The sequence below is a fragment of the Stenotrophomonas sp. TWI377 genome (genome assembly GCF_039674525.1).
Classification (GTDB): Bacteria; Pseudomonadota; Gammaproteobacteria; order Xanthomonadales; family Xanthomonadaceae; genus Stenotrophomonas.
In genome coordinates this window covers 1-18,107 of sequence record NZ_JBDJNT010000022.1, presented here as the reverse complement: position 1 = coordinate 18,107, position 18,107 = coordinate 1, and the positions used below count along the sequence as shown (strand labels likewise).

Here is an 18,107-nt window from a genome sequence, read left to right as displayed (position 1 = left end):
ATCAATGGTGGATGGTCGGTTGGCCGTGGGTCACCAGCTGCCCGCCGCCGTTACGGCTGACGAACTTGCGCAGGGCCACGTAGAACACCGGGGTCAGGAACAGACCGAACAGGGTGACGCCCAGCATGCCGGCGAACACCGTGATACCGGTCACCGAGCGGACTTCCGCGCCGGCGCCATGCGAGATCACCAGCGGGATGGTGCCGGCAATGAACGCGATGGAGGTCATCACGATCGGGCGCAGACGCAGGCGGCACGCTTCCAGTGCAGCCTCCACGATGCCCTTGCCGCCCATTTCCAGTTCGCGGGCGAACTCGACGATCAGGATCGCGTTCTTGCATGCCAGGCCCATCAGCACCACCAGGCCGACCTGCACGAACACGTTGTTGTCGCCACCGGTCATCCATACGCCGAACAACGCGGACAGCAGGGTCATGGGGACAATCAGGATCACCGCCAGCGGCAGCGACCAGCTTTCATACAGCGCGGCCAGCACCAGGAACGCCAGCAGGATCGCCACCGGGAACACGATGAAGGCGGCCTTGCCCTGGGTGGCCTGCTGGTAGCTCAGGTCGGTCCACTCGGTCTGCATGCCCACTGGCAGGACCTGCCCGGCGATCTCGGTCAGCTTGGCCATGGCCTCGGCCGAGGACAGCATGCGCGGGTCGGCTTCGCCGGCCAGATCAGCCGCCGGGTAACCGTTGAAGCGCAGCACCGGATCCGGACCGTAGGTCTCCTTCACGGTGACCATCGAGCCGATCGGCACCATCTCGCCACGGTTGTTGCGGGTGCGCAGGCGACCGATGTCTTCCACGCTGTCACGGAACTGGCCGTCGGCCTGGGCAATCACCTGCCAGGTACGACCGAACTGGTTGAAGTCATTTACATACGACGAGCCCAGGTAGGTCTGCAGGGTGTCGAACAACTCGGTCAGTTCCACGCCCTGGGCCTTGGCCTTGACGCGGTCCACTTCGGCATCCAGCTGCGGCACGTTGGCCTGGTAACTGGTGATCGGGAACGCCATGCCCGGGGTCTGCGCGACGGCACCCTGCATCGTGCTCACCGCGGTCTGCAGTGCGCCGTAACCGAGGTTGCCACGGTCCTGGATGAACATCTGGTAGCCGTTGCCGTTACCCAGGCCGAGGATCGGCGGCGGCATCATGGAGAACGCGAAGCCCTCCTGCAGCCCGGCGATCTTGGCGTTGATCTCGGCATTGATCTGCGCGGCGGTGCGGCCCTTGCGCTCACTGAACGGCTTGAGCGGAACGAAGGCCACACCGGTGTTGGGCGTGTTGGTGAACTGCAGCGCGTTCAGACCCGGGAACTGGATCGTGTGCGCCACGCCATCGGTGTTGCGCGCGATCTCGGCGACCTTGGCCAGCATGGCGTCGGTACGTGCGATCGAGGAGCCTTCCGGCAGCTTCACACCGGCGATCAGGTACAGCTTGTCCTGGGTCGGGATGAAGCCGGCCGGCACCGCCTTGAACATCAGGCCGGTGGCCAGCAGCAGGCCGGCATAGACCACGAACACCAGGCCGCGGCGGCCCAGCAGGCGGCCGACCGAACCGTGGTATTTCTCCGAACTGGTCTTGAAGAAGCGGTTGAACGGACGGAAGATCCAGCCGAACAGACGATCGATCAGACGGGTCAGGCCATCCTTGGGTGCACCGTGCGGCTTGAGCAGACGTGCGGCCAGGGCCGGCGACAGGGTCAGCGAGTTGATCGCCGAGATCACGGTCGAGATCGCGATGGTGACGGCGAACTGCTTGTAGAACGCACCGGTCACGCCCGACAGGAACGCCATCGGCACGAACACGGCACACAGCACCAGCGCGATCGCCACGATCGGCCCGGAGACTTCACGCATCGCCTGGTGTGCCGCGGCCAGCGGGGTCAGGCCTTCTTCAATGTTGCGCTCGACGTTCTCCACCACCACGATCGCGTCATCGACCACGATGCCGATCGCCAGCACCAGTCCGAACAGGGTCAAGGTGTTGATCGAGAAGCCCAGCACGTACAGCGCCGCGAACGTACCCACGATGGACACCGGCACGGCGATCAACGGAATGATCGAGGCGCGCCAGGTCTGCAGGAACAGGATCACCACCAGCACCACCAGCGCGATGGCTTCCAGCAGCGTGGAGACCACGGCCTTGACCGAGTCACGCACGAAGATGGTGGTGTCGTACACCGCTTCGTACTTCACGCCGGCCGGGAACTGCTTGGTCAGCTCGTCCATCGTATGGATCACCGAGTCACGGATCTCCAGCGCATTCGCACCCGGGGCCTGGAAGATACCGATACCGACCGCGTTCTTGCCGTCCAGCTGCGAGCGCAGCGTGTAGTCACCGGCACCCAGTTCCAGGCGGGCGACATCGGACAGGCGGACCAATTCACCGTCGTCACCGGCCTTGAGCACGATGTCGCGGAATTCCTGCTCGCTGCGCAGGCGACCCTGGGCGTTGATGAGGGTCAGGAAGTCGCTGCTCGGCATCGGCTCGGCGCCGAGCTGGCCGGCCGAGACCTGCACGTTCTGCTCGCGCATCGCACGCACCACGTCGCTGGCGGTCAGGCCGCGCGCGGCGATCTTGTCCGGGTCCAGCCACGCACGCATGGCGTAGTCACCGCCGCCGAACATCTGCGCATCACCGACGCCCTGCAGGCGTGCCAAGGCATCCTTGACGTGCAGGCGGGCGTAGTTGCGCAGGTACAGCGAGTCGTACTTGCCGTCCGGCGAGGTCAGGTGGACCACCATCAGGAAGGTCGGCGACTGCTTCTGGGTGGAGACACCCTGGCGGCGCACGTCCTCGGGCAGGCGCGCCTGCGCCTGGGCGACGCGGTTCTGCACCTTGACCGCGGCTTCGTCCGGATCGGTACCCGGGCGGAAGGTCACCGTCATCTGCAGCACGCCGTCCGAGCCGGCGACGGACTTGATGTACATCATGTCCTCGACGCCGTTGATCGCTTCTTCCAGTGGCGTGGCCACCGTTTCAGCGATCACTTTGGGGTTGGCGCCCGGGTACACCGTGCGCACCACCACCGAGGGCGGCACCACTTCGGGGTACTCGCTGATCGGCAGCATCGGGATCGCGATCAGGCCAGCGGCGAAGATCACGATCGACAGCACCGCCGCGAAGATCGGCCTGTCAATGAAAAAACGGGAAAAGTCCATGGGTGGATTCCTGGGGTTTCACCAGCGCCGGCGTGCACGACCCCGGCCGCTGTCGCAGGCGACAGCGGTGGCGGGTTCCCCTGCACGGGGCGATGGCAGTCACGGTAGAGCCGACCGTTGGTCGGCTGCTATGTAGAACCGACGGTCAGTCGGCTGCCCTTCAATTCTTTGCAACAGCCGGCGCGGCTACCGGTGCGGCAACCGGCTGCATCGCAACGGCCTTGGCCTGGACCGGCATGCCGGGCATGAAGACTTTCTGCACGCCATCGATGATCACGCGGTCTCCGGCCTTCAGGCCCTGCTCGACGATGCGCAGGCCGTCGGCGGTGCGGCCGAGTTCAATATCGCGGCGCTGTGCCTTGTTGTCCTTGTCGACCACGTAGACGAACTTGCGGTCCTGGTCGGTCAGCACGGCCTTGTCATCGATCAGCATGGCCTGGAACTGGCCGCTGCCCAGCAGCTGCACGCGGGCGAACAGGCCCGGGGTGAAGGCGCGGTCGGCGTTGTCAAGCAGCGCGCGGACCCGGATGGTGCCGGTGCTGCGGGTCACCTGGTTGTCCAGGAAGTCGACCTTGCCTTCATGCGGGTAACCGGTCTCGCCGGACAGGCCGACCTTCACCGGCAGTTCGCTGTCGCGCTCGCTCGGGCGTTCACCCTTGCGCGCCATCTGCGCGTAACGCAGGAAGGTGCCTTCATCGGCATCGAAGTACACATGCACCTTGTCCAGCGAGACCAGCGTGGTCAGCACGCTGGCGCTGTCGCCGGCGGTGACGAGGTTGCCGGCGGTCACCATCGCGCGACCGGCGCGGCCGTTGATCGGCGCGCGCACCTGGGTGAACTCCATGTTCAAGCGCGCCGCATCGACGGCAGCCTGAGCGGCCTGCACCTGCGCCAGGGCCTGCTCGGACACTGCACGGCGCTGTTCCCAGGTCTCGGTGGAGATGGCCTGCTGGTCGGACAGGCGCCGGGCACGGTCGGCTTCGCTGCGGCTCACCTGGGCCTGGGTGCGCGCGCGGTTGAGCTCGGCGGTGGCGCGATCCAGCTCGGCGCGGTAGCTGCGCGCGTCGATGGTGAACAGCACATCGCCCTTCTTGACCTCCTGGCCTTCGACATAGTTGACCTTGTCGATGTAGCCGGAGACGCGCGGGCGCAGTTCAACGCTTTCGACCGCTTCGACGCGGCCACTGAAGTCGTCCCACTGGCTGACCTGCTTGACCAGTACCGGGGCGGCACTGACCGAGGGCGGCGGCGGCATGCCGGCTTCTTCAGCGTGGCTGCCACTGCAGGCGGTCAGCACCGCGGCGGCGAGGATGGAAACGCCGGCCATGGTCAGCCGTCGGGTGAAACGATGCGGGGAGGAGTTGGAAGTCATGTCATGCATCCGTACGTAGGGGTGGTGATACAGAATCGAAAACGTGGGGCGACGTGGGGGGCGTAGCCTGGGACCTGAACCTTGGTAGAGGTCAAGCCGTGCCGACCGTGTCGCGCGACATCGGCGGGGGGCGGTCCAGATGCAGCAGCCCGCGCGGCAGTTCGGCATCGCGTGCATCGCAGCGCACGATGGCGCGGTTGTCGGTGCAGTTGTCGAGCAGCGAGACCACACGACGGCCGACGAGCAGCGCGCTCGGCCATTCGATGCAGGCTTTGGCCGCATTGGCCGGGGTGCACACCGGATCGCACACTTCCAGCATCTGCGCGCGCACGCCCAGTGCCTGGGCTTCCTGGTGCAGCACCTGCGCGTACATGCGCGTGGCGGACATGGTGATGGAGGACTCACCGTGCCCGGCCCACGGCTTGAAGCCGGCCGGCCCGCCGACCAGCACGTAGCGCCGCACCTGGGCGCCACCGCGCACCAGCGGCAGCAGATGGCGGCCGGCATGCACGTGCGGCATCACGTCGGCCAGCAGCGCCTGCAACAGCGCATCGCCGCTGCGGTCGGTCACCCGCCCACGGTTGTACGGCCCGCCCATCGCATCCACCACGGCCGCCAGCGCGCGGGGACGTCCGCCGACGCGCTCGGCCACGGTGCGCGCCGAGGCGTCGTCGCCCAGCGAACCGAGCAGGACTTCCAGCCCCGGCTCATCGGCGAACTGCTCCTGCAGCGCGGCCAGCCGGCCGGGGTCGCGGCCGACCACCAACACGGGGCTGCCGGCCTCCAGCAAGGCCGCCACGATCCCCTGGCCCACGCTGCCGGTGCCACCGAGCACCAGCACCTCGGGGGCCAATGTCCCATTCATGGGACTTTCACTCCCGTCGCCGGGATAATCCCAATTCGACCCAGTCGGTCGCCATTGCGCGAGCCCAGCCGGAAGCTGCCGCCGCGCTGCATGTTGGCAGGCGGGGTAAACTCCCGAAAAGCCTTGCGGGACAAGGAGCCCGGACGGACTTCCACGGTCATCGCGAGGTCCAGCGGGGCGTTGGGGCCGCTACGCAGGCGGCCAAGAATGTTCCGCAACCACATGGTTGTCGTCCTTCATATCTGGAATGGCGCCAGATTAGTCCTCAAACTCCCCCTTGATTAGTCCGGATTTAGGGGAATAATCATCCCGTGCCCGGCACAATCATTTGCGGCACTCTTCCCCTCCCCCGACTTTGGATCCCGTCATGGCCCACGATCTCAACGACACGCTGATCTTCGTCAAAGTGGTCGAGCAAGGCAGTTTCATCGCCGCCGCCACTGCACTGGGGCTCCCCAAGACGACGGTGAGCCGCAAAGTGCAGGAACTGGAAACGCGTCTCGGCGCACGCCTGCTGCACCGGACCACCCGCCGCCTCGGCCTCACCGAGGCCGGCTCGGTCTATCACGAGCATTGCCAGCGCATCGCACGCGAGCTGGAAGAAGCCGAAGGTGCGGTCAACCAGCTGCAGTCCGGCCCGCGCGGCTGGCTGCGCTTCACCGTGCCCTACTCGATCGGCATCACCTGGATCGCGCCGCTGCTCGGCCAGTTCCATGCGCAATACCCGGAAATCCAGCTGGACATGCATCTGGGCAACGAGAAGCTCGACCTGATCGCCGGTGAAGCGGATCTGGCACTGCGCGTGGGCACCCTGCCCGACTCCAACCTGGTCGCGCGCAAGCTTGGCAGCCTGCGCACGCAGGTATTCGCCAGCCCGGCCTATATCGAACGCTACGGCGAGCCGCTGCATCCGGATGAGCTGCAGTTCCACCGCATCCTGGCCATGCGCAAAGCGCGCAACCTCAACAACAACCGCTTCTTCTGGCAACTGGGCGAGAACGGGGGCGAGCTGCTCGATTTCCCGGTCAATCCGCTGCTGGTGGCCAATGATCCTTCGGCGTTGAACGGTGCACTGGTGTGCGGCGAAGGGTTGCTGTTGACCGGTGACGTGATGGCCAAGCCATTCGTTGAATCCGGGATGGTGCGCCGCGTGCTGGCCGGCTGGACCGGGCCGGAAGTGGACTTCAACGCGGTGTTCGCCGGCGGCCGGCTGGTCTCGCCGAAGGTGCGCGCGTTCGTCGATTTCCTGGTCGAGAAGATGAACTTCGATGCCAACTACATGCTTGCGCAATGCCCGGCGGCGAAGCTGGCCAAGCAGCAGCAGACCCAGGTGGAAACGGAGCTGCAGGCGGCCGGGAAGCGGATTCTGGAGACGGTGACCGCGGGGTAGTGCTGCTTCATCAGCGCAGTGCCGTATGAACGACAACGCCGCCCTTGGGCGGTGCGGTCGTGTGGGCGGTGCGGTCGTTTGGGCGGTGCGGTCGTTTGGGCGGTGCGGTCGTTTGGGCGGTGCGGTCGTGTGGGTGTGCGAGCGGACGGAGTTGTTCCGGGCGTACCGGCCAACGGCCGGTACCTACAAAAAATGCCGCCTGTAAGGGCGGCATTTTTGTGTTGCGAGCCTGCGGGTCGCAACACGCAATAACAGCGCGCTGGCGCGCTGTTATTGCTGCAAGGGAATCACACGGATCTCGACACGGCGGTTCTGCGCGCGGCCGGCATCGGTGTTGTTGTCGGCAATCGGGTAGGCCTTGCCGGCACCCAGGGTTTCGATACGGGCGCGCTGCACGCCCTGGCCGGCCAGGTAGGCGGCGACCGAATCGGCACGTTCCTTGGACAGGCGGTTGTTGACCGCATCGCTGCCGATGCTGTCGGTGTGGCCGACGACTTCGATCATGGTCTGGTTGTACTCGGCCAGCGTGCTGGCCACGCCGTTGAGCGAGCTGTAGAACTGCGGCTTCAGCGTGGACTTGCCGAAATCGAAGGTGATGCCGTCCGGCAGGTTCAGGACCAGGTTGTCGCCATTACGGGAGACGTCGATACCGGTGTTGGCGGTACGCTCGCGCAGCGCGCGTTCCTGGCGGTCCTGGTACTGGCCGACGGCCGCGCCGCTCAGTGCGCCGATACCGGCACCGATCATGGCGTGCTGGCGGCGCTCGGTGGCGCTGTTGCCGCTGAGCAGGCCCGCGGCGACGCCGACGGCGGTACCGATCAGGGCATTGCGGCCGGTGCGGTTCTGCTGCTCGACGGGATTGCCGTACTGGTCACTCTGCACGTAGGAGCCACCGGTGGCGCAGGCCGTCAGGGCGGCAGCAGTCATCAGGGCCAGGGCCACGTTGCGGGTTGCGGGTCGAATCATGAGGTTTCTCCTTGGTTACCGGACGGCGCCGGCGTGCGGGCCGTGAAGAGCATAAACAGCCCAACGCGATGCCGGCATGATGAATGGCACGCTCGGCAGCTCCCTGTTCAGGTAAACGGTTACGGCGAAAGCGACTTTTACGGGACGCCGGTCACGCCCCGCCGGTATGCCGATACGCTGCCAACGCGGCATCCCGACCCTCGCTCAGATCCACCAGCGGCAGGGTCGGATACCCGGGCGCGAGCTCGGCCAGCAGCTGCGGCGATTGCCACGGGGCGAAGCGCGCCTTCACCGGTAGTGCCCCCAGTTCGGGTACCCAGCGCGTGATGTAGCGCGCCTGCGGATCGAACTTCTGCGACTGCGTCACCGGATTGAAGATCCGGAAGTAAGGCGCCGCGTCCGCCCCCGTGCCGGCAACCCATTGCCACCCCATGGTGTTGTTGGCCAGATCCGCGTCGACCAGGGTGTCCCAGAACCAGCGTGCACCCTCGCGCCAATGCTGGCGCATGTGCTTGCACAGGTAGCTGGCGACGATCATGCGCACGCGGTTGTGCATGTATCCGGTCGCCCACAGCTCACGCAGGCCGGCATCGACAATCGGGATGCCGGTGCGCCCCTGCTGCCACGCACGCAGCGCGTCGGCATCGGGCTTGGCCCAGTCGAACTGATCGAAGCGCGGGTTGAGGTTGTGATCCGGGGTCTGCGGGTAGTGATGCAGCAGGTGATACGAAAACTCGCGCCAGCCCAACTCGCGGATGTAGCCGTCGATGTCGGCATCGCGACTGGCGCTGCGCTCGGCCTGCAGACGACGCGCGATCTGCCACGGTGCGATCTCGCCGAAATGCAGATGCGGCGACAGCATCGAGGTGCCGACCCGGTCCGGCAGATCACGCTGCTCGCGATAACCGTTGAGCGCACCGTCGATGAAGACGCCCAGCGCCTCGTGCGCGCCCGCCTCGCCCGGTTGCCAGTGGTCCCAGAACTGCCGATCCCACGGAATCGACGGCGCCAGGCCGAGCGCGTCGAGGCTCTCGCCGCTCGCGGTGTGCGCAGGCAGCCGGTCCGGCAAGCGTGTGGGTGCCGACAGCTGCAGACGGGTCAACGCATTGCGCCAGAACGGGGTGAACACCTTGTACGGCCCGCCCTGCTGGGTCGCTACGTCCCACGGTTCGAACATCAGGCTGCCGTTGTGGCTTTCGGCCTCGATGCCCAGCTCGCGGAGGTCCCGCTTGATCTTCGCATCGCGTGGCTGCGTGGCTGGCTCGTACTTTCGGTTCCAGTACACCGCGACAGCATCGGTCTGCTCGATCAGCTGCTGCAGCTGTGCCTGGCTGTCGCCCTGGCGCAGCACCAGCGCCGAGCCGCGTGCGCGGAGGTCGGCGTCCAGCGCCGCCAGCGAACGATGCAGCCACGTGTCCGACGCACCACCCGGGGCCCAGTCACCCTCCTCCTGCGGCGCATGGATGTAGACCGGCACCGGCACGTGGCCCGCGTCCAAGGCGGCCTGCAGGGCCGGGTTGTCCTGCAACCGCAGATCACGACGAAACCACACCAGCGCTACCGACACGAGACTACCCCGGAAGATTGTTGAGGCAATGATAGCCAGTGCAGGTGAAGGACAGGCAGCGGTTACGCGTGGGTGGTCCGTACTGTTCCACTCCGCCGCGCTTGACCTCAATCGTGCTTGAGGTTCTATCGTGGCATCACCGTGCTGCGTGCCGGCACCACCCTCACCTGCTCTTCCGGAGATAACCATGGCTTACACCCTCCCCGCCCTGCCCTATGCCTACGACGCACTCGAGCCGCACTTCGACGCACGCACGATGGAAATCCATCATGCCAAGCACCACCAGACCTACATCACCAACCTCAATGTCGCGCTCGCCGATGCCGGGGTCCAGAGCACGGATATCGATGCACTGATCGCCGATATCGGCTCTCTGCCCGAGGGGGTGCGCAACGCCGTCCGCAACAACGGCGGCGGGCATGCCAATCACAGCCTGTTCTGGACGGTGCTGACCGCCAGCAGCGGCCAGCCGGACGGCACTGTTGCGGCCGCCATCGAGCGCGACCTCGGCGGCTACGCCGCGTTCAAGGACGCCTTCACCAAGGCTGCGCAGACCCGTTTCGGCAGTGGCTGGGCGTGGTTGACGTTGAGCCGTGATGGCACGTTGCGGGTGGAGAGCAGCCCGAACCAGGACAACCCGTTGATGGGCGAGTTCGCCGGCCTTTCCGGCGGCACGCCGATCCTGGGGCTGGATGTGTGGGAACACGCCTACTACCTCAACTACCAGAACCGCCGCCCGGACTACATCGCCGCCTTCTTCGAGCTGATCGACTGGGCCGAAGTGGCGCGCCGTTACCAGGCGGCCGGCGGCCGTTGATGGGCGCCGCTACTGCACGGTAGACGCATCGATGGATATCCCCGCACTGCAACGCCTGCTCGAGCGTGGACGCGACAGCGCTCTGCTCCGCTTCGGCCTGGGCAAGGCCCTGCTCGACGCGGGCGACAGCGCGGAGGCGGTCATCCATCTGCAGCGCTGTGTCGCACAGGATCCGCGCTACTCGGCGGGCTGGAAATGGCTGGGTAAGGCACATCTGGCGGCCGGCGATACGGACGCGGCAGCACAGGCGTGGCGGGAAGGCAGTGCTGTCGCCGAGACCAACGGCGACAAGCAGGCGGTCAAGGAGATGGCCGTGTTCCTGCGGCGGCTGCAGAAGACAGACGCGGGCCGGGCGTGATCGCCCGGCACCGCTACCAGAGCAGGCCGTTGTTGTAGAGCGCGATCAGGGTCCACACCAAAGCGATCACCGCGAAGCCGGTGAAATAGGTCCAGTTCTGGTGTGCGGCCGTCCAATCGTCTTTTCCAAAGCGGCCGCCGCTGAAGGCGAACAGCGCGACGCGCCCGATACCGAACACCAGAATCTGCACGATGAAGCCGACCACGATCCAGTGGATCACGGTCAGTACGCCGCGCTTGATCTCCTCTTCCATGTGCTGCCGCCCACTCCGTTGAAAAGCCTGACATCGACGATGCGCAGGCGACCAACACTGAGCATAGCGGACGAAAAAATCAATCGCCTTTCGCGCGCCGCTGCTGCGCATCGAAGCGCTGCATGGAGGTACGGATCAGCGCCTTGGCCTCGGCGGCATTGCCCCAGCCGTTGAGCTGGACCGGATTGCGACCGGCCGGCAGATCCTTGTAGACCCGGAAGAAGGCTTCGATGCGCTGCCGCTCGATCAGCGGCAGGTCATCCAGATCGCGGATGTTGGCGTAGGTGGGATCGATCTTGTCGGTCGGCACGCCGATGACCTTTTCATCCTGCTCCCCGTCATCGACCATCTTCAGGAAGCCGATCGGACGGAACCGTACGATCACGCCGGGATGCAACGGCTCGCGGGTCAGCACCAGTGCGTCGAGCGGGTCGTTGTCGCCGGCCAGGGTGCGCGGCATCGAGCCGTAGTTGGCCGGGTACGCCACCGGCATCGACTGGAAGCGGTCCACGTGGACCAGACCGTCCTCCTTGATCTCGTACTTGGTGAAGCTGCCGGCCGGGATCTCCACGGCCAGATGCACTTCGTCCGGCGCGTTCTTCGGCTGCGCGGCGAGGAAGGGGTGCAGGACGGCGTTGCCGGCGACGCTGGCACCGGCGAGCAGCAGCAGCGAGGCGGCCAATACGGCCAGCCCGAGGGAACGGCGATGGATCATCTCAGTCTCCACGAATGGCCGGGCGCGCCGCAGCGGCCCGGCCGGTCGGTCATTCCCAGCAACGGTCGGCGCGGCCCTTCAGGGTCTGGGCGCGCGTGCAGTCACGGGGGGCGATGCGTCCCTGCGTCAGTTCGGCTTTCTGTTTGCGGCCATCGGTGCCGCGTGTCAACTCGAAGCCGTCGTACAGGCGGCCGGTGACGGTGCGCGCCTCGTAACGCAGGTGGCTGGGATCGAACTTCAGCACCTGGAACAGCTGCGTGTCCTCGCCGACCGGCGCCATGGTGGCGCGGGCCTCATCGGACAGCCGGTACTGCTTCGGCCCGGCCACGGTGACCACGAACTGTGGCGTCGCGCCCTGGCCTTCGCCACGGCGGCCGTAGGTGTGGTCGTGGCCCTGCAGGACCAGATCGACCTGGTGGCGGCGCACCACCGGCAGCAGCACATCGCGCAGTTCGGTGTTCTCGCGGCCCTCGCGCGGGGAATAGAACGGCTGGTGCAGCAGCACGATGCTCCACGGGTGCGGATTCTCCGCCAGCACGGTGTCCAGCCAGGCGGCCTGCGCCTTGGCGGTGCCCAGATCGAGCGCGGAGGTGCCGTCGAGCACGGCGATGCGCACGCCCTGGTAGTCGAACCAGTAGGTGCTGGTATCCGCGGCGTCCACACCATTACGCGGCAGTGCGAACGTCACCGGCCAATGGCGGCCGAGCACGCGACGCTCCTGCGGGGTGTCTTCAAACTCCTCGAAGTACTCGTGGTTGCCGATCGCGGGGGCCACGGCGGTCTCCTGCGGCAGCCAGCCGGCAGCGGCGAACCACTCGCCCCACTCGCTGTCGTCCTGCCCGTCGCCCCCGCTGACCAGGTCACCGGCGAACAGGCTCAGGCGCGCGTCCGGGGCGGCCTTGATGCCGGCCCGCATCACCCGCGAGACGTGGCTGAGGTTCTTGTTCTGGGTATCACCGAAGTACAACAACGTCAGCGGCTGCTCGGCACGGCCGGCGGTGCGCAGTTGGTTCCATGCACTCCAGGTGTTCTGACCCTGCACGCGCCACAGGTAAAGCGTATCCGGCTGCAGGCCGGTGATGTCGGCACGGTGATGATGGGACGCGCCCAGTTCGGTGGTCAGCGCCTGCGTGGTGGCGGTGATCCGGGTCGGCGTGCCCACATCCGGCGAGTCGCCAGCGGCGACCCACTCCAGCACCGGCGCCTTGACCGAGGTGTCGGTGCGCCACGCAACCGAGAAGCCCCGTGCGGCGTCCTGCGCCGGCGAGGCGACCAGGCGGTCCGGGAAGCCGGTCGCCGCGTAGTGGCGGTTGCCGGCCGGCACCTGGGTGTTGGGCTCGGCACCGGTCTCGGGGCCCTTCTTTGCCGAGGCGCTGCCACTGCACAGCAGCAGCGCCATCGTCAGCGCGGTCAGGGCGGCAGGAACGCGGCTCACGCGCCGCACTCCAGCGGCAGCGACAACTGCTTGGCGATGCTCGCCCAGTCGAAGGCGACCACGCCCTGGTCATCGTGCACGGCATACAGCGCGCCATGCGGGAAACGCGCGGACGGTGCCTGCATCGACCAGATGCCGTCGGTGTTGGCCACCGTGTTGCCCTGGAACGCACCGACATGCTTCAGGCTGTGCCGGTCGAACAGATGGAACACGCTGCGCTGCTTGCCCTGCTCGGTGGTGATCCACCAACCGTCCTTGCCGCAGGTCCGCAGCATCACGCCTTCGGCCTGGGCCTGGAAGGCATCGCGGCCAAACGTGGTGCCACTGAAGCGGCCTTCCAGCGTATAGACCTTGAACTCGCTGGCGTAGGTTTCGTCTTCTTCCGCGATCAGCAGGCGGTCGTTGGCCGGGTCGCCCCAGATCGATTCGACCACCCGCAGCGCGCCAGCTTCGGTGGTGTCACCGATGCTGGCGGTGAGCGCAGCCTGCGCCTTGCCGCCCTGCACGGTGAGCGCGTAACGCCGCACGCGCTTGTCCAGTTCGGCCAGCGGCGGCAGCACGTCGTTGCCCTGCGCGTCTTCGCCGGCGTCGTAGGAATCGGTGACGTACACGTCGTAGCCGTTGCCGAGCTTGTTCACCCACAGCCCGTACGGCTTGCGCAGATCATCGGCGCCGAACACGCCCAGCGGGCTGAAATCCGGCAGCTGCAGCACCTGCACACGGTGGCTGTCACGCTCCACGATCAGCACCAGGTCATCGACCACGGCAATGCCGTTGGGGCGATCGAACTGACCCGGCGCGGTGCCGAGGCTGCCGACGTCACGCAGCTTCGCCCCGGTCTGCCCGTCGTAGACCACCAGCTTGTCGGTGGCCTTGGCGGTGGCGATCAACCAGACCTGGCCCTCGGGCGTGGTCCAGCTGGCCGGGGAGTCGATGTTGTCGTCCGGGGTCATCGGAGTGAGGAACGCCTCGGCGACGGTGGCCACATCACGTGGCGTGGAGGCGTCGGTGCCGGTCGGTGCGACCCCCGGGGCCGGCGCCGCTGCGTCGGGCGCGGCTGCCGGCCGGCAGGCGGTCAACAGCGCCAGTGCGAGCAGGCTCAGACCATGGGACGCGCGCATCACAGGGCCACCTTCAGGCCGAGGGCGTAGGTGCGGCCGTATTCTTCGTTCTGCAGGGTGCGCGAGCGCACGCCCTGGTACAGCTCCAGCGGCTTGTCGAGCAGGTTCTGGGCTTCGAAGTAGACGCTCACGTTGGAGGTGATCTTGTAGTCCATGCTGAAATCGAGCTGGGTGTTGGGCGCCACATAGATGTCATAGGCGCGACTGTCGCCCAGTGAATCCAGATACTCGCTGCGGTAGACCGCGGCCACGCGGGTGCTGAAGCCGGCCTTTTCATAGCCGATGTGCGCGCTGTACACGTGCTTGGAGGCACGCGGCAGCATGAAGTCGTCGCGCTCGCGGCCGGCCACGCCCGGATCGAAATCCGTATCCAGCCAGGTACCGCTGGCGCCGACCAGCAGACCATCCCAACCGGCCGGCAGGAAGGCGAGCTGCTGCTGCCAGTTGAACTCGGCACCCTTCACCGTGGCCCTGTTGCCGTTGATCACCCGGGTGACCTCGAAGTCCGGATACGCCGGATCGTTGTTGCTCACCGTGTTGACGATGTAGCCGTCGATCGACTTGTGGAACACGCCCAGCGACACGATGCCGGTGCTGCCGATGTACTTCTCGAGCGACAGGTCGATGTTCCTGGACTCATACGGATCCAGCTGCGGATTGCCGATCCGGACTTCCTCGTCACCGCGGCTCAGGCCGACCCGCGGCGCCACATCGCCAAACGACGGGCGCGACACGGTCTTGTTGGCGGCCGCACGCAGCACCCAGTCATCACCGGCGTCATAACGCAGGTGCAGGCCAGGCAGCACGTTGGTGTAGCTGCGGCTCACGCTCAACGGGGTGACCGTGAAGCTGCGGCCGTTACCAGCCACCTCGACGCTGTTGCCGGTGGCGCTGAACTGGGTGTTCTCCACACGCACGCCACCGATGATGCGCAGCGCGCCGACATCCCAGGTGCCCATCACGTAGCTGGCGAAGATGTCCTCACTGGCGGTGTAATCCTCTTCCAGCGAGGTCAGCGCATTGCCGCCGGCATCCTGCGGGCGGGCACTGTACTGGCCACCGGACTGCGCCCAGTAGCGGCGCATGGCATCCGAGCTCATGCCCTGGCCGAGGCTGCCGCCGCGGTGATCGGGGGTGGAGGTGGTCCAGTCCGACAGCGCCACGTCCGGACCAACGCGCAGTTCGCGCTCATCGACATTGACGTCGCGGTCGCGCCAGCGCCCGAGCAGGCCGAACTTGATGCTGGAGGCATCGCCATCGAAGCGCACGTTGATCTGCGCACTGCGCTCGCTGTCGTTGACCTGCTTGGGCGACACCACAAAACGATCGAAATCGTAGTTGCCGTTGTCCATCCACTGCGCGCTGGTCAGGCTGTAGCGCGGGATGCCACTGTTCTGATCGACGCTGGCGCCGAGGTCATCGCCGTTGTACTCGAAACGCGCCTCCATCTCATCGTTGACGCGCTCTTCGGTACGCGTGTAACCGACCTTGTAATCGACCACCGCATTGGTCAGGCGGTTCTCGCCGCCGGCGCTGGTGGTGAAGGTGTTTTCTTTCTTGGTGCGGTAGCGCATGCGCTTCTGGATCGCATCGGCCGGCAGGTCATCGACGCGGTACTGGTTGCTGCCCAGCGCGGTGACGTCACCATCGCCGAAGTTGAAGATGGTGCGCTGGCGGGTTTCGGCATCGTCGAACTGGCTGTACAGCGTGCGCAGGTAATACCGATTGTCGTCATCCGGGTGCCAATCCAGATTGAGGTTCGCACCGATGCGCTTGCGCTCGATCTCGTACTTGCGCTGCTGCAGGCTGGTGGCGAACAGGTCGTCCTCGGCACCGCCGTCGAACTCGCCGTACTCCACTTCGGTGTTGTCCGATTCGAACTTGCGGTTCTGGTAGTTCACCCCCAACGCCACGCCGAAGGTATCGGCGAACACTTCGCTGTAGTTGATCGCGGCCTTGGGGCTGGTGTTGCCGGAGAGCTGCTGATGGCTGGCTTCGATCTTGCCGCGCAGGTTGCGGCCTTCGCGGTCGAACGCCGAGGCGGACTCGACCAGGATCGCACCGCCGATCGCGTCGCCGGGCATGTCCGGGGTGGGCGATTTGACCACGCGCAGGCGCTCGGTCGAGTCGGAGGGAATCACGTCCAGCGGTGCAGCGCGGCTGGAATCCTCCGGCGTACCAATCGCGATGCCATCGACGCTGACGCTGTTGAGGTTGGCATCCAGGCCACGGATGACCACGAAGCGCCCCTCGCCCTGGTCACGGGTGACGCTGACGCCCGGCAGGCGCTGCAGCGATTCGGCCACGTTCTGGTCCGGATAGACGCCCATGGCATCGGAAGACACCGCATCTTCGATCGCATCGCTGCTGCGCTTGAGGTCGACCGCGCGGGTCTGCGACTCCAGCTGCGGGCGGACTTCGACCCGGTCCAGATCGATGGCGGCGGCACCGGCGGCGGCGCTGCCGGCCACGGTGCTGCCATCGGGCGTATCGGCGGCATGGGCCGACGGGGTGATCACCGCCAGCAACGAAAGGCTGATCGCCAGGCCCAACGGACGCTTCTTCTGCACTGCATTCCCCAATCTGTGTAAAGAATGGGTCAGCACGGTATGTCCGGGAGGTTGCATGAGGATGACACCGGGGACATCAAGGGCGGAGATCGGGGTCTGGGTAGAGCCGAGCCATGCTCGGCTGCCTCGGGTTGACGGGTGCGCCGGTGATCGGCTTCTTCATTGGCGGGCCTGCCGAGCGTCGGCTTCGTCACTGGCGGGCCTGCCGAGCGTCGGCTTCGGCATTGGCGGGCCTGCCGAGCATGGCTCGGCACTACCGGGCGTGGCGGCTTCGGCTTTTGGCTTCGGTTGGGCGTTGCGGCACACTAGTGACCTCTCCTCTCCCCTGATTCCCCCATGAAAATCGTCGAAGTGCGCCATCCGCTGGTGCAGCACAAGATCGGCCTGATGCGCGATGCGTCCCTGAGCACCAAGGACTTCCGCGAGCTGGCCAATGAACTCGGTGGGCTGCTGGCCTATGAGGCCACCGCCGATCTGGAGACCGAAGCCCACACCATGGCCGGCTGGGCGGGCCCGGTCACGGTGCAGCGCATTGCCGGGGCAAAGATCACCGTGGTGCCGATCCTGCGCGCCGGCCTGGGCATGCTCAGTGGCGTGCTCTCGCTGATCCCCGCCGCGCGGGTGAGCGTGGTCGGCCTGCAGCGCGATGAGGAAACCCTGCAGCCGGTGCCCTACTTCGAGCGCCTGACCGGCCGCCTGGAAGAGCGCGATGCGCTGATCCTGGACCCGATGCTGGCCACCGGCGGCACCCTGATCGCCACCATCGACATGCTCAAACGCGCTGGCGCCCGCCGCATCAAGGGCATCTTCCTGGTCGCCGCGCCGGAAGGCATCGCCGCCGTGCAGGCCGTGCACCCGGACGTGGAGATCTTCACCGCCGCCATCGATGCCCAGCTCAACGAGAAGGGCTACATCCTGCCGGGCCTGGGCGATGCGGGCGACCGCATCTTCGGGACCCGCGTGGTCGGTTGATCCGCTCGTTCTGACCGGCGGCCAGCACCGGCCGCCGGTGCTTCACACGGCCTGGCCATGGCCGGGCAGAAGCTGCGCGCACCATCATCCCGTGCGTGGAGCTGCGTCATGAAGACCCTGTCCCTGCTGGCCTGTCTGCTGTTTTTGGGTGGCCCTGTGATCGCCAGCGCGGCGACCCCGCAGCAACAGCGGATGGCCGATTGCTCGGCCAAGAACAAAGGCAAGACCGGCGAGGACTACAAGACTGCGCAGAAGGCCTGCCTGAGCGCTCCGGCGCCGGCGGCGAGCACGCCGCAGGAGCGCATGAAGACCTGTAACGCCGATGCGGCGGCGAAGAAGCTGGCCGGCGATGCGCGCAAGACGTTCATGAGTGGGTGTTTGAAGGCGCATTGACGCGCCGTACCGGGTTCATGCCCGGTGCCGTGGGGTGCCGTGCCGACCACCGGTCGGCACCTGCCGGCTTGCTTGGACGGACGCCCCACGGTAGTGCCGGCCGCTGGCCGGCTCCTCATGAACCTCGGACGCGTAACGTGG

At 66.5% G+C, this 18,107-nt stretch carries 15 protein-coding genes; 5 read left to right on the top strand and 10 right to left on the bottom strand.

Features of this window, described 5'->3' with window-relative positions; all coding sequences use genetic code 11:
- Window position 1: 1 nt before the first annotated feature.
- From ABE546_RS16155 to ABE546_RS16145, 3 genes are all read right to left on the bottom strand, one after another.
- On the bottom strand, window positions 2–3,172 hold the full coding sequence (locus tag ABE546_RS16155; protein ID WP_346464485.1) for a multidrug efflux RND transporter permease subunit: 3,171 nt from the start codon (window positions 3,170–3,172) through the stop codon (window positions 2–4).
- A gap of 160 nt (window positions 3,173–3,332) precedes the next feature.
- Window positions 3,333–4,544 carry an efflux RND transporter periplasmic adaptor subunit gene (locus tag ABE546_RS16150; protein WP_313217952.1) on the bottom strand — a complete coding sequence of 404 codons (1,212 nt, stop codon included), beginning with the start codon at window positions 4,542–4,544 and terminating at the stop codon, window positions 3,333–3,335.
- A gap of 91 nt (window positions 4,545–4,635) precedes the next feature.
- Complete coding sequence (locus tag ABE546_RS16145) at window positions 4,636–5,409, bottom strand: SDR family oxidoreductase (RefSeq protein ID WP_313217951.1); 774 nt, start codon at window positions 5,407–5,409, stop codon at window positions 4,636–4,638.
- A gap of 367 nt (window positions 5,410–5,776) precedes the next feature.
- Here ABE546_RS16145 and ABE546_RS16140 point away from each other — a divergent pair, with 367 nt between their 5' ends.
- A complete protein-coding gene (locus ABE546_RS16140) occupies window positions 5,777–6,799 on the top strand; it encodes a LysR family transcriptional regulator (protein ID WP_121041912.1) in 1,023 nt (340 codons plus the stop codon).
- A gap of 270 nt (window positions 6,800–7,069) precedes the next feature.
- Here the strand turns inward: ABE546_RS16140 and ABE546_RS16135 are convergent, their stop codons facing one another.
- Together ABE546_RS16135 and ABE546_RS16130 are read right to left on the bottom strand one after the other, a co-directional pair.
- Entirely contained in the window at window positions 7,070–7,765 is a 696-nt protein-coding gene (locus tag ABE546_RS16135; protein WP_088432184.1) for an OmpA family protein, read from the bottom strand.
- A gap of 151 nt (window positions 7,766–7,916) precedes the next feature.
- Window positions 7,917–9,332: a deoxyribodipyrimidine photo-lyase gene (locus ABE546_RS16130; RefSeq protein ID WP_346464484.1), complete on the bottom strand. Its 1,416-nt coding sequence runs from the start codon at window positions 9,330–9,332 to the stop codon at window positions 7,917–7,919.
- Window positions 9,333–9,519: 187 nt separating this feature from the next.
- Here ABE546_RS16130 and ABE546_RS16125 point away from each other — a divergent pair, with 187 nt between their 5' ends.
- Window positions 9,520–10,149, top strand: a complete 630-nt coding sequence (locus ABE546_RS16125) for a superoxide dismutase (RefSeq protein WP_346464482.1) — start codon at window positions 9,520–9,522, stop codon at window positions 10,147–10,149.
- A 31-nt stretch (window positions 10,150–10,180) separates the two neighbouring features.
- On the top strand, window positions 10,181–10,507 hold the full coding sequence (locus ABE546_RS16120) for a tetratricopeptide repeat protein (RefSeq protein WP_313217947.1): 327 nt from the start codon (window positions 10,181–10,183) through the stop codon (window positions 10,505–10,507).
- Between the two features lie 13 nt (window positions 10,508–10,520).
- Here ABE546_RS16120 and ABE546_RS16115 read toward each other — a convergent pair whose 3' ends face one another.
- The 5 genes from ABE546_RS16115 to ABE546_RS16095 all read right to left on the bottom strand — a co-directional run bounded on the left by ABE546_RS16115 (window position 10,521) and on the right by ABE546_RS16095 (window position 16,601).
- Window positions 10,521–10,760, bottom strand: a complete 240-nt coding sequence (locus tag ABE546_RS16115) for a hypothetical protein (RefSeq protein ID WP_346464480.1) — start codon at window positions 10,758–10,760, stop codon at window positions 10,521–10,523.
- 79 nt (window positions 10,761–10,839) lie between these two features.
- Window positions 10,840–11,475: an inorganic diphosphatase gene (locus ABE546_RS16110; protein ID WP_313217943.1), complete on the bottom strand. Its 636-nt coding sequence runs from the start codon at window positions 11,473–11,475 to the stop codon at window positions 10,840–10,842.
- Between the two features lie 49 nt (window positions 11,476–11,524).
- Window positions 11,525–12,874, bottom strand: coding sequence for a metallophosphoesterase family protein (locus ABE546_RS16105; protein ID WP_346464500.1), 1,350 nt, complete (start codon window positions 12,872–12,874; stop codon window positions 11,525–11,527).
- A gap of 32 nt (window positions 12,875–12,906) precedes the next feature.
- Window positions 12,907–14,031: a phytase gene (locus ABE546_RS16100; protein WP_346464478.1), complete on the bottom strand. Its 1,125-nt coding sequence runs from the start codon at window positions 14,029–14,031 to the stop codon at window positions 12,907–12,909.
- Window positions 14,031–16,601 (bottom strand): TonB-dependent receptor, encoded by a 2,571-nt coding sequence (locus ABE546_RS16095; protein ID WP_346464476.1) that lies wholly within the window; start codon window positions 16,599–16,601, stop codon window positions 14,031–14,033. Before ABE546_RS16095 ends, ABE546_RS16100 begins: the two co-directional genes overlap by 1 nt.
- 336 nt (window positions 16,602–16,937) lie before the next feature.
- Here ABE546_RS16095 and upp point away from each other — a divergent pair, with 336 nt between their 5' ends.
- Together upp and ABE546_RS16085 are read left to right on the top strand one after the other, a co-directional pair.
- Window positions 16,938–17,573: a uracil phosphoribosyltransferase gene (gene upp, locus ABE546_RS16090; protein ID WP_070470290.1), complete on the top strand. Its 636-nt coding sequence runs from the start codon at window positions 16,938–16,940 to the stop codon at window positions 17,571–17,573.
- A 108-nt stretch (window positions 17,574–17,681) separates the two neighbouring features.
- Window positions 17,682–17,966, top strand: coding sequence for a PsiF family protein (locus tag ABE546_RS16085; RefSeq protein ID WP_313217935.1), 285 nt, complete (start codon window positions 17,682–17,684; stop codon window positions 17,964–17,966).
- Window positions 17,967–18,107: the final 141 nt, after the last annotated feature.